At 48.7% G+C, this 21,930-nt stretch carries 14 protein-coding genes and 2 tRNA genes; 9 read left to right on the top strand and 7 right to left on the bottom strand.

All coding sequences use genetic code 11. The annotated features are described in order from the left end of the window. Positions 1-189: 189 nt before the first annotated feature. The gene (locus AAAT87_RS06160; protein WP_349225931.1) at positions 190-3,090 is read right to left on the bottom strand and encodes a beta-L-arabinofuranosidase domain-containing protein; all 2,901 of its coding nucleotides are present in this window, start codon (positions 3,088-3,090) and stop codon (positions 190-192) included. 299 nt (positions 3,091-3,389) lie between these two features. Here AAAT87_RS06160 and AAAT87_RS06155 point away from each other — a divergent pair, with 299 nt between their 5' ends. From AAAT87_RS06155 to AAAT87_RS06140, 4 genes are all read left to right on the top strand, one after another. Next, the gene (locus AAAT87_RS06155; RefSeq protein WP_349225930.1) at positions 3,390-5,375 is read left to right on the top strand and encodes a retaining alpha-galactosidase; all 1,986 of its coding nucleotides are present in this window, start codon (positions 3,390-3,392) and stop codon (positions 5,373-5,375) included. A gap of 21 nt (positions 5,376-5,396) precedes the next feature. Beyond that, the gene (locus AAAT87_RS06150) at positions 5,397-7,844 is read left to right on the top strand and encodes a family 43 glycosylhydrolase (protein ID WP_349225929.1); all 2,448 of its coding nucleotides are present in this window, start codon (positions 5,397-5,399) and stop codon (positions 7,842-7,844) included. 20 nt (positions 7,845-7,864) lie between these two features. Then, positions 7,865-10,339 carry a glycoside hydrolase family 127 protein gene (locus AAAT87_RS06145; protein ID WP_349225928.1) on the top strand — a complete coding sequence of 825 codons (2,475 nt, stop codon included), beginning with the start codon at positions 7,865-7,867 and terminating at the stop codon, positions 10,337-10,339. 709 nt (positions 10,340-11,048) lie between these two features. Further along, the gene (locus AAAT87_RS06140) at positions 11,049-11,564 is read left to right on the top strand and encodes a TlpA family protein disulfide reductase (RefSeq protein WP_117661452.1); all 516 of its coding nucleotides are present in this window, start codon (positions 11,049-11,051) and stop codon (positions 11,562-11,564) included. Between the two features lie 67 nt (positions 11,565-11,631). On the opposite strand, the gene AAAT87_RS06135 is transcribed toward AAAT87_RS06140, so the two are convergent. The 4 genes from AAAT87_RS06135 to rsmA are packed head-to-tail and all read right to left on the bottom strand — an operon-like array spanning position 11,632 to position 14,960. Beyond that, positions 11,632-12,552 (bottom strand): helix-turn-helix domain-containing protein, encoded by a 921-nt coding sequence (locus AAAT87_RS06135; RefSeq protein WP_296971529.1) that lies wholly within the window; start codon positions 12,550-12,552, stop codon positions 11,632-11,634. A gap of 37 nt (positions 12,553-12,589) precedes the next feature. Beyond that, complete coding sequence (gene rsgA / locus AAAT87_RS06130; protein WP_089544857.1) at positions 12,590-13,522, bottom strand: ribosome small subunit-dependent GTPase A; 933 nt, start codon at positions 13,520-13,522, stop codon at positions 12,590-12,592. A gap of 43 nt (positions 13,523-13,565) precedes the next feature. Beyond that, a complete protein-coding gene (gene frr / locus AAAT87_RS06125; protein WP_089544858.1) occupies positions 13,566-14,126 on the bottom strand; it encodes a ribosome recycling factor in 561 nt (186 codons plus the stop codon). 24 nt (positions 14,127-14,150) lie between these two features. Next, entirely contained in the window at positions 14,151-14,960 is an 810-nt protein-coding gene (gene rsmA, locus AAAT87_RS06120) for a 16S rRNA (adenine(1518)-N(6)/adenine(1519)-N(6))-dimethyltransferase RsmA (protein WP_349225927.1), read from the bottom strand. 195 nt (positions 14,961-15,155) lie between these two features. Here rsmA and AAAT87_RS06115 point away from each other — a divergent pair, with 195 nt between their 5' ends. From AAAT87_RS06115 to AAAT87_RS06100, 4 genes are all read left to right on the top strand, one after another. Then, complete coding sequence (locus tag AAAT87_RS06115; protein ID WP_153128469.1) at positions 15,156-16,154, top strand: flippase-like domain-containing protein; 999 nt, start codon at positions 15,156-15,158, stop codon at positions 16,152-16,154. A gap of 78 nt (positions 16,155-16,232) precedes the next feature. Next, positions 16,233-17,696, top strand: coding sequence for an aminoacyl-histidine dipeptidase (locus AAAT87_RS06110; protein WP_295023751.1), 1,464 nt, complete (start codon positions 16,233-16,235; stop codon positions 17,694-17,696). A gap of 311 nt (positions 17,697-18,007) precedes the next feature. Continuing rightward, positions 18,008-18,934, top strand: a complete 927-nt coding sequence (locus tag AAAT87_RS06105) for a magnesium transporter CorA family protein (protein WP_089544862.1) — start codon at positions 18,008-18,010, stop codon at positions 18,932-18,934. A 202-nt stretch (positions 18,935-19,136) separates the two neighbouring features. Continuing rightward, a complete protein-coding gene (locus AAAT87_RS06100; protein ID WP_295023752.1) occupies positions 19,137-20,897 on the top strand; it encodes a DUF349 domain-containing protein in 1,761 nt (586 codons plus the stop codon). Positions 20,898-21,051: 154 nt separating this feature from the next. Here AAAT87_RS06100 and AAAT87_RS06095 read toward each other — a convergent pair. Continuing rightward, positions 21,052-21,122 (bottom strand) — tRNA-Gln (locus tag AAAT87_RS06095). Positions 21,123-21,159: 37 nt separating this feature from the next. After that, a tRNA-Gln gene (locus tag AAAT87_RS06090) sits at positions 21,160-21,230 on the bottom strand. A gap of 213 nt (positions 21,231-21,443) precedes the next feature. Between AAAT87_RS06090 and rsfS the strand changes: the two genes are divergently transcribed. Then, positions 21,444-21,803, top strand: a complete 360-nt coding sequence (rsfS, locus tag AAAT87_RS06085) for a ribosome silencing factor (RefSeq protein WP_089544864.1) — start codon at positions 21,444-21,446, stop codon at positions 21,801-21,803. The last annotated feature ends 127 nt before the right edge of the window (positions 21,804-21,930 follow it).

Genomic DNA, 21,930 nt, shown 5'->3' with positions numbered 1-21,930 from the left:
TGCAAAGTAACACAATATTTTGCATATCGTGCCGTATTATCGTCTAAAAGAATGAAAATATCGTCCAAAACGAGCGATTTAGACGATATTTTCATTCTTTTAGACGATTTTGCTACTCTTAAATGTTGTTTATTCTAAATGATGTCTTTGTTGTCTTTAATGTTTTATTGTTTTGTTGTTTCTATGTCTTTATTGTTTCATCGCCTTCTTCAGTTTTCCCACAGCGGCATGAATCATATCGTGGGTTCCACTTCCGTCGGTCACGTACTTCTGAACCATTCTGCCATAACTGATAGCTTCCTTGAGTTCCTCGCTGGTGTTGTCATCCGGCCAGCCGGCACGGCGAAGCAGACCGGAGAGTTCTCGGAGGTCTTCCATCTCGGCAAGGTTGCCAGGGCGCATCGTGTTGATGGCACGGTTCAGGATGGCAGTAGTACCTTCCAGTTCATCCTGGGTTACCTTCTTCTTGCCCTTTGCCACCAGCTCTTGTGCCTGAGCCATCACTTTCTGCATGCGCTCATAACCGAATGGTGCCCATGGAGCATACTCCGGAACCTTCTGCGAAAGGGCATTCCACTTTTCCTGGTCAGCCTTGCGCTCTGCGGCAAGATTCAGGAGAGAATTCAGTTCGGTGAAATCTATCTTCACCTTCTTGCTCTTCTTGCTCTTGGCATCGGTCAGGTTGATGCGGTAGTAGTGGGTACTGTTAGCGTTGCGATAATAGTCTGGCTGGAATTCCTTGCCATCCAACTTCAGGGTAAGGAGATTGGCTCCTGCACCTGTGGTCACGCCGTTCGATTCGCCCACGGTGATATTACTCAATCGGGAGTCGATGTTCAGCGTAGCCTGATTCCAGGTCTGTGCGCCTGTACCCGCCATCACCAATGGTCCGTACATCAGGGTTCCTACCCAGGATGTCTTCAGCGGAGTACCGTCCAGACTTGCCACATCGCTCGAAAGCTTGTCGGCACCATATTCGATATGCTTGCTGAATGGCATGTCGATTTCTACGACATCTCCCACCTTCCAGTGCTTCTGCTCCAGTTCTACATAGGTGCTAGGCTGATAGCTCTTTGCCACTTCCTTGCCGTTCACCTTGATGGAGAAACCTTGCGTAGCCCAGTATGGTACACGGAGTTTCATGGTGAAATCGCCCTCGCCTTCCGTTATCTTGATGGCTGAATGCTGTGCCGGCCATAGGCAATCCTGCTTAATGGTCACGCCCTTCTCCTTCCAGTGGAGGGTGGTCGGCATATAGAGTCCCACCCAGAGGGTGTTGTCGTTGGCGAAATATGCCGACTGCTGGTACTTGGTATGGTTTTCAGAACCAGTACCGCCGCAGCAGGAGCTCTGAGGAGTCTCGTTGCCGAATGGTTTGGTGGCATTCAATCCTACCGCATACTGATAGCAGGTCTGATACTGGTCCGGATTGAGGGAACCGATAATCTGATTGTACAGCGTGCGCTCGATATAGTCGAGATACTGCGCATTATCAGGGTTATAACAGTTCAAATCCTTGCTCAACTTGACGAGGTTATACGCGCAGCAGGTTTCGTTGATATCCGGATAAGCCTCCGATTCGCCTTCCTGCAGTCCATTGGTTGCCATACTCAGAATCTGGGTATATGGCTGGCGGAACATCTCTCCATTTCCTACACCACCCATCGCATACATGTATCTGCCCTGCACCAGTCTCCAGAAGTTCTCAGCCAGATTGTAATAGTATGGCTTCTGATTGCTCTTGTAACTGCGCAGCGCTCCGATAATCATCGGAATATGCTGGTTGGCATGGCGGGTGCGGATGTCATCGATGTTCTTGCTCAGCGGATCATAGAACTTAGGCGCATCGAAACAGTTGGCAGCCTCGAGGAGTTTTGCCTTCTCATCCGGATTGGAAACCATCTCAGAAAGACGGGCGAGCGATTCGCTCATACCTCCCACCTCACCGGCGATGTACATGTCCCACATCTCGTAACGGTTGCCCGGCTTGGCTCTACGCTCATCCTGGGTGCCGTCCTGCTTTACGTAAGTGCGGTAGTGCATGCGGTTCCATACCCAGAGTCCCATATCCTTGGCGATGAGGAGAGCCTTATCGCAGATTTCCTTATCATCAAAGTAGGTAGCGATATCTATCAGACCGGCAAGTTGCTTGTGTACGCTATAATAAGGTGCCCAAACCCAATCGGAGTTGTTGTAAGCACGATACATTTCAATCAGAGCACAATGCTGAGCCGGAATGGCGTTGATATAGCCGTAACCATAAAGTTCAGGGTGCTTCTTATACTCATCAAAAGCAGCCCAGGTGCCCTTCATCTCCCGGAGTTCAGTCTCAGGAGCGAAATCACGAGCCTCCCAGTTGCGCTTCAGATCCTTGTTATATACAAAGGTCATCTCCTGATACTGTCGCAACTCATTCACCATCCGGGTGATATTCTTGCGGAGGATAGCCTTCTGCTCAGGATTGGTTGCCACGGCGTATGCCTGTGCGATAGCCGACATATAGTGACCTGATCCATGACCTTTGAGCTTGGTGTCTGGAGAATCCCAGCCATCGCTCTTGGTATAACCCTCCGTGCTCAAATCATAGGTATCGCGATAGTTGTAGAGCTGTTGGGTAACATCCCAGGAACAGATCTCACGGATAGCCTCATCACGGTTGTGGGTAAGTCGGTTGTCACCATCTATGCTCACATCAGCGAGCGAGAAGGTATGAGCCACTTCCTTTTCAGGAGTCTGATAGCCTTCAGCCACCACCTTGATTTGTGCCTTGACAGGATAACCATTGTCGGTAGTCTCATCACCTATCACAAAACCATCTATCTCATATTGGCTTCCCGCAGGATGCTTCTGCGCATCAGCCTCAGCCTGCTCATCAGCAAGCGGAGCGTTAGCCCAGCGTACCTGACGATACTCTGAATAACCATCAGAATAGGTTACCCACACGAGATTAGGAAGTCGGGGAACTGTGCCCTCCGGACAATCCACTGCTACCGCAGCCACCTTGGAGATGGTGCGATAAACAGTGGCTGCCGTTGTCAGGGATGGCAAACTGACTACACCTATCAATAATGTAAACTGCTTTAAATCCATATCTTCTAGGTTTATTATTTGTTTCGTTTAATTTTCTTACTGCAAAATAACTAAAAAAAAACGTTCCTTCGTAAAATTATCGTTCACAAAGATGATAAAATCGTCTATCGAATGCATTTGATACGATTTTTGCAGTCTTTTGGACTTTATTCCCATCCAATCACCTATTCTCTTTGTATTTTTGCAGCAGAAACGAAAAAGATTCGCCGAAAAGGCTAAAAAGTTTCCCACAATAAACAAACGTTTTCTCCAAATAAGCAAATAACAAAAAAGACAAAACATAATAAACCTAGAAAGTTATGGTAAAGAAACTCTTCTTCATCGCCACCTTATTATATATAGGGGCTACGGCATCAGCAGAAAACTATCAGGTGAAATCGCCTGACGGAAAGATTGTGGCTGAACTGAGCACTGACAAAGCTCTCTCATTAAGTTTTAAATACAACGGCTCCAAGCTCTTGCAGGAGTCTTCAATAGGTGTAGTGCTAAGCGATGGAATGGACTTGGGCAAGAACCCGAAGGTTGCGAGCCGCAAAATCTCCAACCACAGGGAAACCATCCAGGCACCGTTCTATCGCCAGCCAAGCATCGAAACCAGCTATCAGGAGCTGAATCTGAAACTGAAGAATGGTTTCGGCATTATTCTCCGAGCTTATGATGAGGGAGTGGCTTACCGCTTCTATACCCAGCGAAAAGGCAAGACCATCATTCTGAATGAAACCGCCGCCTACCAGTTTGGCAAGGACAAGAAGGCATGGTTGCCATACACTACGACTCCCGAAAAGCCTTTTGCCATGGCTTTCCAGAATATCTATCACGAGACTCGACTCGATACCGCCAAGCAGGATTTAGCCTTCCTGCCAGCAACCATAGATTGCGGCAAAGCAAAGGTCACCATCCTGGAGAGTGATCTGCAGAACTATCCGGGTATGTGGCTGAAGGCTAACGGCAGCAAACAGGATCAAGAGAAAGGAATCCTGAGAGCCGCCTTCGCTCCCTACCCTAAGGAAATGGCCTACTATCCATGGAGACACATGAGCTATGTGAAGAGTGCCAACGATTACATCGCCATAAGTTCTGGCAAGAGAAGCTATCCTTGGCGCATCTTCGCCATCACAGAACACGATACACAGATGCCGACCAACAATCTGGTGTATGCCCTGGCTGCTCCCAACAAGATTGGCGATACTTCCTGGATCAAACCGGGAAAGGTAGCTTGGGACTGGTGGAACGACTGGAATCTGAAAGGTGTGGACTTCAAGGCGGGCATCAATTTCGAAACTTACAAGTATTATATAGATTTTGCTCATAATCATGGTTTGGAATACATCGTCCTCGATGAAGGATGGTACAACTCGAAAGAGGGAAGTATTCTGAAACCAATAGAAGATATCCAGTTGCCTAAGCTCATAGAATATGGTAAGAGCAAGGGCGTGGATATCGTGCTCTGGGCAGTCTTCAACGTGATGGACGAGAATCTGGAAACCATCTGCAAGACCTATGCTGATATGGGCATCAAGGGATTCAAGGTGGATTTCATGGACCGCGACGACCAGACCGCCATCGAAATGGTAGAACGTCTGGCTGCCTGCACCGCCAAGCATCATCTCATCCTCGACCTGCACGGCATCTACAAGCCACACGGCTTGAACCGCACCTACCCCAACATCCTCAACTACGAGAGTGTTTTCGGTATGGAAGAGTGCCGCTGGACGGAAGCCAAGAATGATATGCCGCTCTACGACGTCACCTTCCCATACATCCGAATGATGGCAGGACAGGTGGATTTCACACCGGGAGCGATGAGAAACGGAACCCGCGACAACTGGAAGGCTATCTATACCAAACCGATTTCGATGGGTACCCGATGCCATCAGGCTGCCTGCTACATCGTACAGGACAGTCCGTTTACGATGCTCGCCGATACTCCTACCAACTATGAGGCGGATGAGCCATACACCCGATACATCGCTTCATTGCCAGTAGTCTTCGATAAGACCATCGTGCCACAAGGCGAAATCGGAAAGTATATCGTTACTGCCAGAAAGAAGGGCAACGACTGGTATGTAGGAGGTCAGAGCAACTGGGATGAGCGCACGCTCACACTGAAGTTCGATTTCCTTACGGATGGCGATTACGAAGCAATCGTTTTGAAGGATGGCATCAATGCCAACCACGATGCCGAGGATTACAAGATAGAGAAATCCGACATCCATCAGAATTCAGAAATGAAGATCCATCTTGCTTCTGGCGGTGGATTCGTCATCAAGGTAATCAAGAAATAAACATTTAAAAAAGAAGTTGATATGGTTAATAAGAATATAATTGTAACACTATTCGTAACAGCAGCTTTCTGGGCAGCGCCTGAGACAGGTGCTGCCCAGAAAGCTGCCTACAACACTCCGGGAGCAGGCAACCCTATCCTGCCTGGTTATTTTGCCGACCCAACCATCAAGAAGTTTGGTGACACCTATTATATATATGCTACTACCGATGGTAGCGGAGCCGGTTTCGGACCGGCACAGCTCTGGTGCAGCAAGGATTTCAAGAACTGGACCCTAATGCCGATGAACTGGCCGGACAGCCACTGGATCTGGGCACCGGATGTAATGCAGAACGAAACCGACGGCAAGTATTACTATCTCTACTGCCAGCCATGCAAGCTCCATCTGGGTGTGGGCGATACACCTCGCGGTCCTTGGAAGAATGTACTGGGCGAGAGCGAAGCTGTACTCGTACCGGATAGATTCGTAAAGAATGCCATCACCCTCGATGGTCAGACCTTCCGAGATGATGATGGTTCGGTCTATATGTATTGGGGCACCTGGGGTATATACAAGGGCTTCGGTTGCGGAGCAGGTAAGCTGAATCCTGATATGAAATCGTTCAGCGAAACCAAGCTTATCCCGAACACCGAGGTTACTCACTTCTTCGAGGCTCCTTTCGTCTTCAAGCGCAACGGTATCTACTACTTTCTCTACTCCTGCGAGCATTGCGAGGATGCCAGCTATCGTGTGGATTACGCCACAGCCAAGAGTCCGCTCGGTCCTTACACCTACCACGGAACTATCCTCAAGACCAATGCCGATGGAACCGTTCATGGTCCGGGACACAACAGCGTGCTCCAGGAAGGCGACAACTACTACATCGTATATCATCGCCACGACAATCCGCATTCCAACCGTGGATTCCATCGTCAGGTGGCAATCGATAAACTCGAATTCAATACAGACGGTACCATCAAGGAGGTCGTTCCAACCCACGAAGGCCTTGATCTGAAACCGGAAATGAAGGTGGCAAAGAACCTCGCCTTCGGCGCCAAGGTTACAGCTTCTTCCTATTACGACAACGATTTCCGTCCGGAATATGCGGTTGATGACAACAACGGCACACTCTGGCGCCCTCGCACCACCGGACCAGCCTGGATCCAGCTCGACCTGGGCAAGAAGCAGAGCATCAAGAGCATCTGGACTCAGTTTGAATACGGAACACAGTTCTATCAGTATCTCATCGAGACATCGAATGATGGCAAGCACTGGCAGACCTTCTCCGACAAGCGACAGAACCGTCTGGCTGGTTCGCCGATGGTAGATTTCGGAAATGCCAAGGCGCAGTACATCCGTCTCACCTATACTGGCGGACAGAAGAAAGGTTTCGGTGGCGCCATCTGGAACATCAAGGTTTACGGTTCCGTAGAAGATTCTGCCCCACAGCAGTGGCTCGGTCTGACAGCAGCCGATTTCGATGGTACAACCTGGCATAACAACGAGGGAATGCTTGCCGGCAAGTTCTCGCTCCTTCAGGGCACCGCCCTCAGAGAGCGCATGGCTGGCAAAGATGCCATCACCCTGCAACCGGGTGCCCAGCTGGTGATGACTCATCAGCAGCTCGGCAAGACACGCAAGCATACCCTTACCGCCCAAGCTTTCTACAACGGAAGCTGGCATCAGATAGATGAAAACGATCCTCGACTGAATCTTTCTGAAGGAAAACTGGAAATTCTTGCAGGCGAAAAACAATTTACCCTCACCAATCTCCGTTATTATAACTGGGAACAGGAGGCGGCAGAAAAGGCTTTCGATGCCCAGAGCAACATCGTGCGTGAGGCTGTAGCCGACAAGAACAGTCAGGGACTGGTGATAGATATCAGCGCTGACTACTACAACGAGGGCGATACCGTGCCTTACATCAAGAACGGCAGCCCGCTGAATGTTCACCTCAAGGGCGAGTTCGAGACGCAACACGATACAGCAGCCATCATCAAGACCATAGAGGGCAAGAAGGCATTCGCCTTTACCGGCAAGGAGAGTTACAGAAGCAACTTCATGCTCCCAGCCACTATCCGCGACAACGCACCATACACCATCGAGGCATGGATTCTGAATCCGGAGATTGCCGAGAATGAATGCGTAGCCGATTTCACCTCATCTCACGATGAACTGGAAAAGCTGATGCTGGTAAACGGCACCGAACCACGTTGCGGTGTGATGAACCACTACGGATGGTATGAGGATGCCGGCTACAAGGAGATGAAGACCCTGGAAGGCAAGTGGCAGCACGTATATGTCTGCTTCGACGGCAGAATCGAGAGCATCTACATCAACGACAAGCTCGTCAGTCAGAAAGACATCCAGCTCCTCGTCAAGCCATCACAGTTTATGCTTCTGGGCAAGAACGCCGAAGAAGCATGGCCTTTCTCAGGCTATCTGCACTCATTGAAACTTTGGGATGAATACATCCCTTACAACAAATAAACAAAATAAACTAGCAATACATGAAGAAAATTTTGATGACATCAGCCTTGGCAGCATTGGCATTGATGCCTGCTTCGGCACAGAAGGTGAACAAGAGCTCGGGTGGTTATCCTATCACACCGGTGCCTTTCACATCAGTAAAGGTTTGGAACAATACGTTCTGGGGACAGCGTATCGAGACCTCTCGCAAGGTAACCATCCCGCTGGCTTTCAGCAAGTGCGAATCAGAGGGCAGATACAAGAACTTTGAGCGCGCTGCACATCCTAGCGATAGTTACGATGTGGGCAAACTGATGCCTTACAGCTTCGACGATACCGACCCATACAAGACTATCGAGGGCGCTAGCTACGTGCTCCAGACTTATCCAGACCAGAAGCTAAAGGCTTATATCGACAGTGTGCTCGACATCATCGCTCCGGCTCAGGAGGCTGACGGATATCTCTATACCGCCCGTACACAGAACCCGAAGCATCCTCACTTCTGGGCAGGCGACAAGCGCTGGAGCATGGAGGAAGACTTGAGCCATGAGCTCTACAACCTCGGTCACATGGTGGAGGGTGCCGTGGCTCACTGGCAGGCTACAGGTAGCCGCAAGTTCCTCGATATCGCCATCCGCTATGCCGACTGCGTGGTTAAGGAGGTAGGTCCTAACCCAGGACAGGCTTGCGTGGTACCGGGACATCAGATTGCCGAAATGGCGCTCTGCAAGCTCTATCTCGCTACAGGCAACAAGAAATATCTCGAAGAGGCTAAGTTCTTCCTCGACTACCGTGGAAAGACATCGATCAAACAGGAATATTCTCAAAGCCACAAACCAGTATTGGAACAGGACGAGGCTGTAGGTCATGCCGTACGTGCCACCTATATGTATGCTGGTATGGCAGATGTAGCAGCTCTCACCGGCGATACCGCCTATATCCACGCCATCGACCGCATCTGGGACAACATCGTGAGCAAGAAGCTCTACATCACCGGAGGTATCGGAGCTACTAACAACGGCGAGGCTTTCGGCAAAAACTACGAGTTGCCTAATATGAGTGCCTACTGCGAAACCTGCGCAGCTATCGGCAATGTTTATGTCAACTACCGTCTCTTCCTTCTCCATGGCGAGAGTAAGTATTACGATGTATTGGAGCGTACCCTCTACAATGGTCTCATCAGTGGTGTGAGCATGGACGGCGGCGGCTTCTTCTACCCTAACCCATTGGAGAGTATGGGTCAGCATCAGCGCCAGGCTTGGTTCGGCTGTGCCTGCTGCCCAAGCAACATCTGCCGCTTCCTGCCATCCCTCCCAGGCTATGTATATGCCGTAAAGGATAAGAATGTATATGTCAACCTCTTCCTCAGCAACTCTTCTTCTCTGAAAGTGGCTGGCAAGAAGGTTTCCCTGAGTCAGGATACACAGTATCCTTGGAACGGAGATATCGCCATCAAGGTGGATGACAACAAGGCCGGTCAGTTTGGCATGAAGATCCGCATCCCTGGATGGGTAAAGGGACAGCCAGTTCCATCTGATCTCTACTACTACAGCGACGGAAAGCGTCTGGGCTATACCATCACCGTAAACGGCAAGAAGGTAGAGGCTAAGGTAACAGAGGATGGCTATTATACCATCAACCGTAAGTGGAAGAAGGGCGATGTGGTTCGCGTTCACTTCGATATGGAAGCACGCACCGTACGTGCCAACAACAAGGTAGAGGCAGACCGTGGCTGCATCAGCATCGAGCGTGGTCCTATCGTATATTGCGCAGAGTGGCCAGACAACCAGGGCTTCGACATCATGAGCATCCTGGAGAACCGCGAACCTCAGTTCGCTGAGGGCAAGCTCTCTTACGATGGTTTCATCGACACTAAATATAAGAATGTATTGACACTCTACAAGGGTCAGAACATGGAGACCTTGACCGAGAACGTGCAGACTCTCGCCTACGACAAGAGCGGCAAACTGAGCACCAAGGACCAGACACTGACCCTCATCCCATATTTCGCCTGGGCTCATCGTGGCAACGGCAACATGAAGGTATGGTTGCCACAGGATGTCAAGGCAGCAAAGCCATCAGCTCCTGCAACTCTCGCCGCACAGGCTAAGGTAGAATTCTCTTCTCCAGTGCCAGCCAAGAGCAGCATTACCGACGGACTGGTTCCTGCCGATGAGAACGACCGTTCTATCCCATACATCCACTGGTGGCCTAAGAAGAACACTACAGAGTGGATTACCTACACCTTCCCTGAGAGCAAGGAGATCAAGACCAGCACCGTATATTGGTACGACGACCAGCCATGGGGCGGTTGCAAGGTGCCAGACAGCTGGAAGCTCTACTATCAGGACGAGGCAGGCAACTGGAAGGAAGTTCCGGGAGCCGATGCTTATCCATGCAAGCGTGGTGTAGCCTGCATCGTGAATTTCGACCCAGTGAAGACCAAGGCTGTAAAGCTCGAGCTGAAGCAGCCAGAAACTCATTCCTGCGGTCTCTTCGAGTGGAGCGTGAAATAATATTTGTTGATAGTTTATAGTTTTACATGAGAAGGGTGCGTCATGGATTTATGACGCACCCTTTTTTTGAAGTCGTAAGCGGCTCCGCATTTATACCTTGCATCATTCAAATCCCGGCGGATTTGCCCCCCGCCAGGCGTTCCGGCGGATTTGCAATCCGTCGCAATAGCAAGCCACTTTCAAAAATACTCTTCACTCTTCACAGAAAGGTCATAAATATCTGTAGCTTAAAAACTTGCACGGATGAAGAGATTACGTCACTCTTCACCACTCTTCACCTCTCGCACCTCCAGTGTTTATCGGGGTTTCAGCCGATTTGGTGAAGAGTGAAGAGTAAAAAGAAGAGTGGTGCTTTTATAAAAAAAACTCACGACGTATCGTTTTGTGCCTGGCAATGGCAAGTTATTGCCCTGGTAAGGGGCAATGTTGTGCCATAGTGAGGCAATAAGCACTACAAGCCGCTTTACGCCTCGTCAGTACTATCATAGCGACCTCTCAGTAACGTCTTTGCGCCTTGTAAGTACTATCGTTGCAGCATCGGTTTTACATAAAAAGTCTTCAGAGTAACCTTTACTTATTTGCCGGAAGAATTAATAAAAACAATGCCGGCCCATCTTTTTCAAGATGCACCCGGCATTTTTTCTTTCATCCGATAGCGAATTCAAAAAAATATCCGTATCTTTGCAGCAGTTTTTAAATACAAAGAAAAATGAAAAAAGCAATATTCTCTTTGCTCCTCATGGCAGCATCTGTCATCGGAGCCAGCGCTCAGGGCAGCGCAACAACAGCCCAGAACCCACAGGATGTGGATGTACTCTATGCCAAGAATCTCCTGGCTGTAGGAACAGAGGCCCCAGCCTTCCCTGCTCTCAAGAAGGGAACATGGACGGTATTAGATTTCTGGGCTACCTGGTGTCCTGATTGCCGTAGAGAGATTCCTACCGTCAAGGAGATGTTCCAAAAGTACGGCACCCGTGCCAAGTTCATCGGTGTATCCATGGATACCGACAAGCAGAAGCTCGACAACTACACTCAGGCAAACGGTGTGGAATGGGAGCAGTACAGCGAGTTCAAGAAGTGGAAGGAAACCCAGATTTCCAAGGATTACAAGATTTCCTGGCTTCCTACCATGTACCTCATCAACCCGGAAGGCAAGGTAGTTTATACCACCGTACTCGCTGAGCGTATGGCAAAGAAACTGGCTGAAATCTTCCCAGAGAAGTAAGAAAGAAAAATGGCAACCGAATGAATTATTTCCGGTTGCCATTTTTTTGAGATAACATAGCAAAACGCTATTTCTTCCTCAAACTTTCGCGGTATTTCAATGGCGACATGTGGAGATGCTCTCTCACATACTTGCCAAAGAAAGATGTGTTGGAGAAACCAAGAATGCCTGAAATCTCCTTGATGGTCTTCGAGGTGGAACGGAGGAGATAAGTGATGTCGGCAAGCGTATATTCCGTAATCCACTCTATCGCCGTCTTGCCCGAATGGCGCTTGCAGATGATGGAGAGATACTTCGGAGTGATGCAGAGTTTGCGGGCGAAATTCTCCACCGGCTGATGCTTCACCTCCGCCTGCTGCAACAGCTCCAGGAACTGGTCGAAAAGTTCGCTAGAACTGGAATTCAGCTCTTCCTTCGGCATATCCTCCAGCAGCATGTTGCTCACCGCCAGGAGCGCACTCTTCAAGAGCGTCTCCACAATCTCTCGGCGATAAGGCTTCCACGAAGTGCGCTCGCTGAACGATGGATCCAGGCATAGACGCACCAGATCGGTGAACTTGGCATAGAATACCATATCCAACTCGTTCATCTTCAGCACAGACACCTTGCTCACATACATCGCCCGATTCCATACCGAAATATGAGAACGAAGGATATTCAGCATGCCGTGATTGCTCACACACATCGCCGTGCACGCAAAATCGCCCGACACTTCCACGATGTCGAGTGTAGAGTTGGAAGGACAGATAAAGATATCGCCCTTCTCTACCAAGAGGATATTGCCATTATACTCTACTTTCAGACTGCCACGCAAGCAGGATGCAATCATGTTCATCTGCAATCTTACGGGGTCTGGATTCTGCAACACCTTGACATTGTCTATGATCAGGATGTCTTCGTCGAGATAACTGGCAGAAATCTCGGCGCTCTGTGCAAATTCGCCTTCCTCTACGCGCTGTTTAAAATCCTTCAGTTCCTGTTTTGCCATAATTCTTATTTTATATCCACTCCGGAAACCATGGTTTCTAGAATGCCTCTCGATACTTATTCTCGTCCTTATCTTCGAGCATAGAGAGATAGCTCTGATAGCGGCTGGCAGCAATATAATGCTCCTCCACAGCCTTGATGACGGCACAGCCCGGTTCGTGGGTGTGGGTACAGTCGGAGAACTTGCAGTTCTGCGAAAACTTGAAAATTTCCTTGAAATAGCTGGTGAGTTCCTCCTTCTCGATATCAAAGGTACCGAAGCCCTTGATGCCCGGAGTATCAATGAGATAGCCCCCTTCCGGCAGTTCCAGCATCTCGCTGAAGGTGGTGGTATGCATACCGCTGTTATGCGCCTCGCTGATTTCGGCGGTGCGCTGTCCGGCATCCGGAATGAGCTGGTTGATGAGAGTTGACTTGCCTACGCCACTGTTGCCGCTGAGCAGCGACTTCTTGTCTCGGATGAGCGGACGCAACTCATCTACGCCCTCACCGGTAGCAGCCGAAATCTCTACACACTGGTAACCAATGGTCTCATAGAGGGTGCGCATCATTTTCTCGTAGCGCAGCTCTTCTTCGGTTAGAAGGTCGCACTTGTTGAACACGATGATGACGGGCACTCTGTATGCCTCGGCTCCAGCCAGGAATCGGTCGATGAAGGTGGTGGAAGTCTCAGGGTAATTCACGGTAACCACAAGCAGTGCCTGATCGAGATTAGCCGCAAGGATGTGACTCTGCTTGCTGAGGTTGGGTGATTTACGGATGATATAGTTCTGGCGGTCTTCGATGGAAGAGATGAACGCCGTGCCCTCCTGGTTGGTGATGAGCTGCACATAGTCGCCCACAGCCACAGGATTGGTGCTGCGGATGCCCTTCAATCGGAAATTGCCCTTGATTTTGCTTTCAATCAGCTGGCCATCGTCAGTCTTGACGGTGTACCAGCTGCCTGTATTCTTAATAACGAGTCCTCTCATTATCACATATTAATAATGTAAGTCTGATAAACATAACGTCTTTCTAGACAGTCATGATTTCCTTTTCCTTCTCGTCCATCAAACCTTCGAGCTGCTTGATGTACTTGTCGTGAAGCTTCTGCAAATCATTCTCTGCATCCTTCTCCAAGTCCTCTGAAAGACCATCCTTGATAGCCTTCTTCAGCTTCTCCTTGATTTCCTGACGCACGTTGCGAACCTCAATCTTGGCACGCTCCGCAATCTTGTTGCACTGCTTAACCAGCTCCTTACGGCGCTCACCAGTAGGCTGAGGGATTCCGAGGCGTACGATTTCACCGTTGTTCTCTGGTGTAATACCCACGCCACTGTCCATGATAGCCTTCTCGATATCCTTGATAGCCTTCTTGTCCCAAGGGCGGATGGCGATGGTGCGGGCATCTGGAGTGGTTACGGTAGCCACCTGGTTCAATGGAACCATGCTGCCATAGCTGTTAACACGCACGCCGTCGAGGATAGCCACGTTGGCGCGACCAGCACGAATATGAGAGAGCTCTTCTGCGAGATACATTGCAGCCATCTCCATACGCTCTGCTGCAGAATTCAAAGTTTCTTTTACGTCGATCATAGTCTGTATATATTTTTTTGTTTATTATTTTATTAATTCCAATCGTTTCAGTTCTTCGCCTACATAGTTGGTGAGTTCCACAAACTGCTGGATGCTGAGCTGCTCTGGGCGCTTGGTCATGATGTCGGTGGTGTAGAAATCCTCACGTGGGGTTACACCCGGGAACATCTGTTTGAGGCTTACTCGGAGCATCTTGCGGCGCTGGTTGAACACGGTCTTCACCAGTCGCTTGAAGAGTTTCTCTTCACATCCCAGATCGGTCACCTCGTTACGGGTCATGCGGATGACGGCACTCTTCACCTTTGGCGGTGGATTGAACACTCCCTCATCTACGGTGAAGAGATACTCCACATCATACCATGCCTGGATGAGTACGCTGAGGATACCATACGCCTTGTTGCCCGGCTCGGAAGCCATGCGCAAAGCCACCTCTCGCTGAATCATACCCGTGCAGCAAGGAATGAGATCCTTGTAATCGAGCATCTTGAAGAAGATCTGCGAAGAGATATCGTATGGATAGTTGCCCGTGAGCACGAACTGCTTTCCATCGAATATCTGGTTGAGATCCATCCTCAGGAAATCCTCTCCGATAATGTTATCCTTCAGTGTCGGGAAATTCTCGTGGAGATATGCTACCGACTCAGAATCGATTTCCACCGCCTTTACCGGGCGAGGCTTCTCTACGAGATATTGGGTAAGAACGCCCATACCCGGTCCAATTTCAAGAACAGGTATATCAGGGCAGGCATCCACCGTGTCGGCGATGCGCTTGGCTATGTTGAGGTCAGTAAGGAAGTGCTGACCTAGATTTTTCTTTGGCTTTACAGCTTTCATACGTTCTAAACGATATTGATATATTTATTTTGCAAAAATACGATTATTTTTCGAGAAATCACCCCCTTGAATGCTTTTTTTTTCATCTTTTATATAAAAAAGAGGAAATAAAAAGGAGTCTAACCGTTTATTTATGCTAAAAATATGCGAAAGTAGTGCCATATAAGCGATAAAAGTGTTACCTTTGCAGCTATGATGGAAAAGAAAAAGATAGCAAACAATATTTGGCAGGTGGCACTCTCCTTGTTTCTGGGCGGTGCCATCCTCTATTGGATGTATCGCGGATTTGATTTCAAGCAGGTGGAGGAGGTACTGCTCCACAAGATGAGCTGGACCTGGATGCTGCTGTCGTTCCCCTTCGGTATCTCGGCACAGCTCTTCAGAGGATGGAGATGGAAGCAGGCGCTGGAGCCCATCGGCGAAAAGTCGCGCAGCAGCGTAAGCATCAACTCCATATTCCTCTCGTATGCCCTGAGCCTCGTCATTCCCCGCTCGGGTGAATTTGCAAGATGTGCCGTACTGAAGAGATGGGACGGCGTTTCGTTTCCGAAAGCACTGGGTACCGTGGTGACCGAGAGAGCCATAGACTCGCTGCTCGTACTACTTATCACAGGACTGGTGTTCCTGATGCAGATTCCCGTCTTCCTGAACTTCTTCGACAAGACGGGCACGAGCATGGACAGCATCCTGGGCAACTTCACAGCCACAGGATACCTGGTTACCGCCATCTGCGGCATCGCCGTACTCTTCCTGGCTCACATACTGCTCAAGAAACTGGCTATATATAATAAGGTGAAAGCTACGCTGAGCGGACTCTGGCAGGGAGTAATCTCGCTGAAGGGCGTGAGAAACGTACCGCTCTACATCGCCTTCACCCTGGGCATCTGGCTGAGCTACTTCCTGCACTATTATCTCACCTTCCAGTGCTTTGAATCTACGAGCCATCTCAATCTGATGTGCGGACTGGTGACCTTCATCGTGGGAAGCATAGCTGTAATCGTACCTACACCCAATGGAGCGGGTCCATGGCATTTCGCAGTGAAGACGATGCTTATTCTCTATGGCATCCAGCAGAACGACGCCCTCTACTTCGTGCTCATTGTTCACTCCGTACAGACCCTGCTCGTCATCCTGCTGGGCATCTACGGATGGATAGCACTAGCGTTTACGAAGAAGCTTCAAATTCAGAAATAAGCGATGTTTTCGAACACAGGAACAAGAAGCATAACATTCAAAAACAAATAGAACATTAACAATTTAAATAAAGATATTATGGCTGACATTAAGAATCTTAGTCCAGTGGAAATCTGGCGTAATTTCGACAAGTTGACACAAGTTCCACGTCCATCAGGACATTTGGAGAAAATTCAGGCTTATTTGCTCGACTGGGCAAAGGAAGCTGGCGTAGAGGCTTTCCAGGATGCTGCCGGAAACATCGTGATGCGCAAACCTGCTACTCCAGGCATGGAGAACAGAAAGGGTGTTATCATGCAGGCACACATGGATATGGTGCCTCAGAAGGCTCCTGAAAGCAACCACGACTTCGAGAACGACCCAATCGAGACCATCATCGACGGTGACTGGGTACGTGCCAATAAGACCACCTTAGGTAGCGACGACGGCCTGGGTGTAGCTACCATCATGGCTGTGATGGAGGCTAAGGACCTGCAGCACGGACCAGTAGAGGGTCTGATCACTGCAGATGAGGAGACAGGTATGTTTGGTGCCAATGGTCTTCCTGAAGGCGAATTGAACGGTGACATCCTCCTGAACCTCGATACAGAGGTATGGGGCGAGTTCGTAATCGGCAGCGCCGGCGGTATCGACATTACAGCAACACTCGACTATAAAGAGGTAGAGACAGACAAGGAAGATGCAGCCGTGAAGGTTACCCTGAAGGGATTGAAGGGCGGTCACTCCGGCATCGAGATCAATGAAGGCAGAGCCAACGCCAACAAGTGCATGGTTCGCTTCGTACGCGAGGCTATCTCTGAGCTCGATGCACGTCTGGCTTCATGGCAGGGCGGCAACATGCGCAATGCCATCCCATTCCAGGCACAGGTAGTACTCACCCTGCCAAAGGAGAACGTAGAGGCACTGAACGACATGGTAGCCGACTGGAAGGACGAGATCTGCGATGAGTTCAACGGCATCGAAAACACCGAGAACATTGAATTCTTCACCGAGAACGTAGAGACTCCAGCTACAGAGGTTCCTGCAGAGATTCAGGACAACCTGGTAGATGCCATCTATGCCTGCCACGACGGCGTATTGCGTATGGCTCCATCTATGCCAGGCATCGTAGAGACATCTTCTAACCTCGCCATCATCGAGATTGGCGGCGGCAAGGCAGCCATCAAAATCCTGGCTCGTTCCAGCCACGAGTACTACAAGATGTATCTCGCTACCATGATGGAGAGCTGCTTCAACATGGCTGGCATGAAGGTAGAGTTCAGCGGCGCTTACGGCGGCTGGAACCCTAACCCTAAGAGCGACATCCTGGAGCATGTACTGAAGGTTTACAAGGAGCAGAACGGCAAGGATGGCGTAGTACAGGCTGTTCACGCAGGTTTGGAGTGCTCTATCATCCTGGGCAAGTATCCTCACCTCGATGTAGTATCATTCGGCCCTACATTGCTCAGCCCTCACACAGCCAACGAGCGCTGCCAGATTAGCTGCGTAGCTCCTTTCTGGAACCTGATGAAGCAGCTCCTGGCTGAGATTCCTGCTAAATAAGAAACAAGAAATTACAAAAAGATGAAAAAAGAAAGCCGAGAAAGAAATTTCTCGGCTTTTTTGTTCCTTTTCTCAATTAAAATCATTACCTTTGCAGGCGATTTGGCAAGAACTGTAAAACTGCGAAGAACAAAATACAGAAAAGCTTGCAGATGTTTCATTAAATAACAACCAAAATGGACGATTATCACGCGGAGAACAATAACGAATTGTAAGGCGTGGAGATTCAGCAACCGTAAACCCACAAGAAGGGCGCAACCCTATGCTCATCTCCATACCCAAACCTTTTATTATTTGGAGATTAGCAAACAATGAAGACTTTCTGGAATATCGATAAGAATCTGACTGCACTCAATGAGTGGCAGCCAAACTGTTGGGTACAGGTAACATGTCCAACCGATGAAGACCAGCGACTGCTGGAAGAAGAATTCAAGATCCCTGATTATTTCCTTTCGGATATCAGCGATACCGATGAGCGTGCCCGCTACGAATACGACGACGGTTGGATGCTCATCATCCTCCGTATCCCTTACGTCAAGGAAATACGTAGCCGCACCCCATATACCACAGTGCCGCTAGGCATCATCCACAAGCGCGACGTAACCATTACCGTATGCTTCTACGAAACCAATATGATGATAGACTTCGTAAGCTATCAGCAGAAACGCGGCGAAGGATTCACCGACTATGTGGATATGATATTCCGACTCTTCCTCTCTTCTGCCGTATGGTATCTGAAACGACTCAAACAGATCAATTCGCTCATCGAGAAGGCCAAGAGAAATCTTGACCACGGCGTGAACAACGAGAGCCTGATAGGCCTTAGCCGCCTGCAAGACTCCCTCACCTACTTCACCACCTCTATCCGCGGCAACGAAACCCTGCTCTCTAAACTGAAGTTCAAGCTGCAGGTGGATGAGCTGGATGCTGACCTGATCGAGGACGTAAACATCGAGATGACGCAGGCTAGGGAAACCACCAGTATCTACTCCGACATTCTGGAATCTACGATGGATACCTACTCGAGCATCATCAACAACAATATGAACACCACGATGCGTACCCTCACCAGTATCAGTATCGTCATGATGTTGCCAACGCTGATTTCATCCTTGTTCGGTATGAACCTGATCAACGGCATGGAAGAGAGTCCTTACGGATTCGCCTTCGCCCTGGTGCTCTCGTTCATCGTCTCAGGCTTAAGCTGGGGCTTCCTGAGATACAAGCGACTGTTATAAACATTGGAACAATTATAGCTGGAAAATACAGTCCTAAAGGGCTTCTATTGTTATAAAAGTATAAAAAATCGAATATCTTGACTAGATATTCGATTTTTTTGTTTAAGTTTGCAGAATTAATATAATAAATATTTTTGTGGGTCGAATCGTCTGAGACGACTACCGGCCAAAGAAACTCGAATCATAAACTAAACAAAGTGACATGATGGACTCTCAAGAAAACGCTCTGTTGCAGCAGAGCACCCTGGATCCTGCCAAGAAGGCATACGCCACCAAGCAGGAAGTACTCGAAAGAGTAAAAGAAATTGCTCATAGTGCAGAAGTTCCTAACAAAGAGGAGCTTGATATGCTGAAGACAATTTTCTACAAGATTCATCTCGCAGAAAGAGATGCGCAGACAAAAGAGTATCTCGCAGCAGGTGGTGATCCTGAAAAGTATGTTCTCTTACCAGATGACACAGAAGAAGCCTTCAAGGCCGAAATGCAGATTATCAAGGAAAAGAGAGCCAAGATCTTCCTTCAGCAGGAAGAGGAAAAGCAGGAAAACCTTGCGAAGAAACTTGAGATTATCGAAAAGATCAAAGCAATGACCACTTCGCCAGAAGAGGCCAACAAATCATATCAGGAATTCAAGACCCTACAGCAGGAATGGAAGGAAATCAAGGCTATCCCTGCCGACAAGGCAAACGAGGTATGGAAGAACTACCAGCTCTACGTGGAGCAGTTCTACGACCTTCTGAAACTCAACAACGAGGCTCGCGAATACGACTTCAAGAAAAACCTTGAGGCAAAGACCAAGCTCTGTGAGGCTGCCGAGAAGCTCGCAGAAGAGCCAGATGTAATCTCAGCCTTCCACCAGTTGCAAGACCTGCATCAGGAATACCGCGAAATCGGTCCTGTAGCAAAAGAGCTGCGCGAGGAAATCTGGACCCGCTTCAAGAACGCAAGCACCGTAATCAACAAGAAGCACCAGCAGCACTTCGAGGATCTGCGTGCCAAGGAGGAGGAGAATCTTGCCAACAAGACTGCCCTCTGCGAAAAGATTGAGGCTATCAATCTGAAGGAGAAGAAGCAGGCTTCCGATTGGGAGGATGCTACCAAGGCTATCATCGAGATTCAAGGTGAATGGAAGAAGATAGGCTTTGCTCCTCAGAAGATGAACGTGAAAATCTTCGAGCGCTTCCGAATCGCCAACGACGAATTCTTCAGCAAGAAGGCTGAATTCTTCAAGAATATCAAGAGCCAGTATGCAGAGAATCTCGAGAAGAAACAGAAGCTCGTGGAGAAGGCTAAGCAGTTGGCAGATAGCACTGAGTGGAAGAAGACCGGTGACAAGCTGATTCAGATGCAGAGAGAATGGAAAAACATCGGCTACGTGCCTCGCAAGCAGGGCAACCAGCTCTGGAAGGAATTCCTCGGCGCATGCAATAAGTTCTTCGATGCACGCAACAAGCTGAATGCCGGTGCACGCAGCGAGGAGCATGCCAATCTGGACAAGAAGCGTGAGATCATCGCTAAGCTCAACGAGTTGGTTGAGAATGCCGGCGAGCACCTGCAGAAGAATATGCAGGACCTCATCGCAGAGTACAACGCTGTAGGTCACGTACCATTCAAGGAGAAAGACAAGGTTTACCAGGAGTATCACGAAGTGATGGACAAGCTCTACAAGACCTTACGTTCCAACAATGCCAAGCGCCATATCCACAACTTCAAGAACAACCTCAAGAATGTTGCCGAGAAAGGTGTCAACGCATTAGACAACGAACGTGGCAGACTGCTGCGCCGCTACGATCAGCTGCGCGCTGAGATTACAACCTACGAGAACAACCTCGGCTTCCTCAATGCAGCAAGCAAGAAGGGTAATAGCCTGGTAGAGGAAATGAACCGTAAGGTAGAAAAGCTCAAAGAAGACTTGAAGCTCGTAAAAGAGAAAATCAAGGCTATTGATGCAGAGAACAAGTAAAAGATTTTATCGAAATCAAATAAGAGGGTGTGTCATAATTCCACGACACACCCTCTTTTCTTTTGAAGAAGATAGTAGAAAGCGAAGTTCTCCCCAATCCCCAAAAGGTAAATATACGAAAAAAGCATCTTTCGAAATGAAAGATGCTCTCTAGTTGGGATACCCGGACTCGAACCAGGAATGACAGGACCAGAATCTGTAGTGTTACCATTACACCATATCCCAATTTTGCTTAAAAGAGAAGAATGCCTGAATGATGAAGTTGGGATACCCGGACTCGAACCAGGAATGACAGGACCAGAATCTGTAGTGTTACCATTACACCATATCCCAATATCATTGCAATCTCAAGCATATTGTTTCTCAATTGCGGGTGCAAAGGTACAACTTTTTTTTGAATCACCAAAATTTTTCGGCACTTTTTTCTAAAAAATCTCAATTTTTTCTGTTTTCTATGGCTTTTTCGGGTATTTAGCGTATCTTTGTACCATAATTACATATAATAAGGTAGTAAATAAAGAAAATAAAAAAATAAAGAAAGATTAAATGAACACAGTTAAACAACTCGTAGAGACTATTAAGGAAGGAATACAGGAGAAAAAAGGTCAAGACATCGTGATCGCCGACCTCAGTGAAATGGATGGCACCATCGCCAAATATTTCATCATCTGCCAGGGTGGATCACCAACACAGGTAGAAGCCATCGCAGAATCAGTGGGCGATATGTGCCGCAAGAACCTTGGCGAAAAGCCGGTGAATGTGGCAGGTCTGGGCAACGATCAGTGGGTGGCTATGGACTTTGTGGATGTTCTCGTTCACATCTTCCTGCCAGAGGTACGCGCCTATTACGACCTGGAGCATCTCTGGGCAGACGCCAAGCTCACCCATATTCCGAATCTCGACTAATTCCCAAGAATGCCGAACATGGCAGCAGACTCTACAGATGCTTCAAGAACGGCATTAAGGAAGATGATGCACTAAAACAGCGCATCAAGAGAGAAAAAAGAGCATACATCAAATAGAAATAAACAAT

Source organism: Segatella sinensis (genome assembly GCF_040095255.1).
Taxonomy (GTDB): domain Bacteria; phylum Bacteroidota; class Bacteroidia; order Bacteroidales; family Bacteroidaceae; genus Prevotella; species Prevotella sinensis.
Note: the sequence above shows the minus strand (reverse complement) of the source record. Positions and strands in the feature narration are given on the sequence as shown.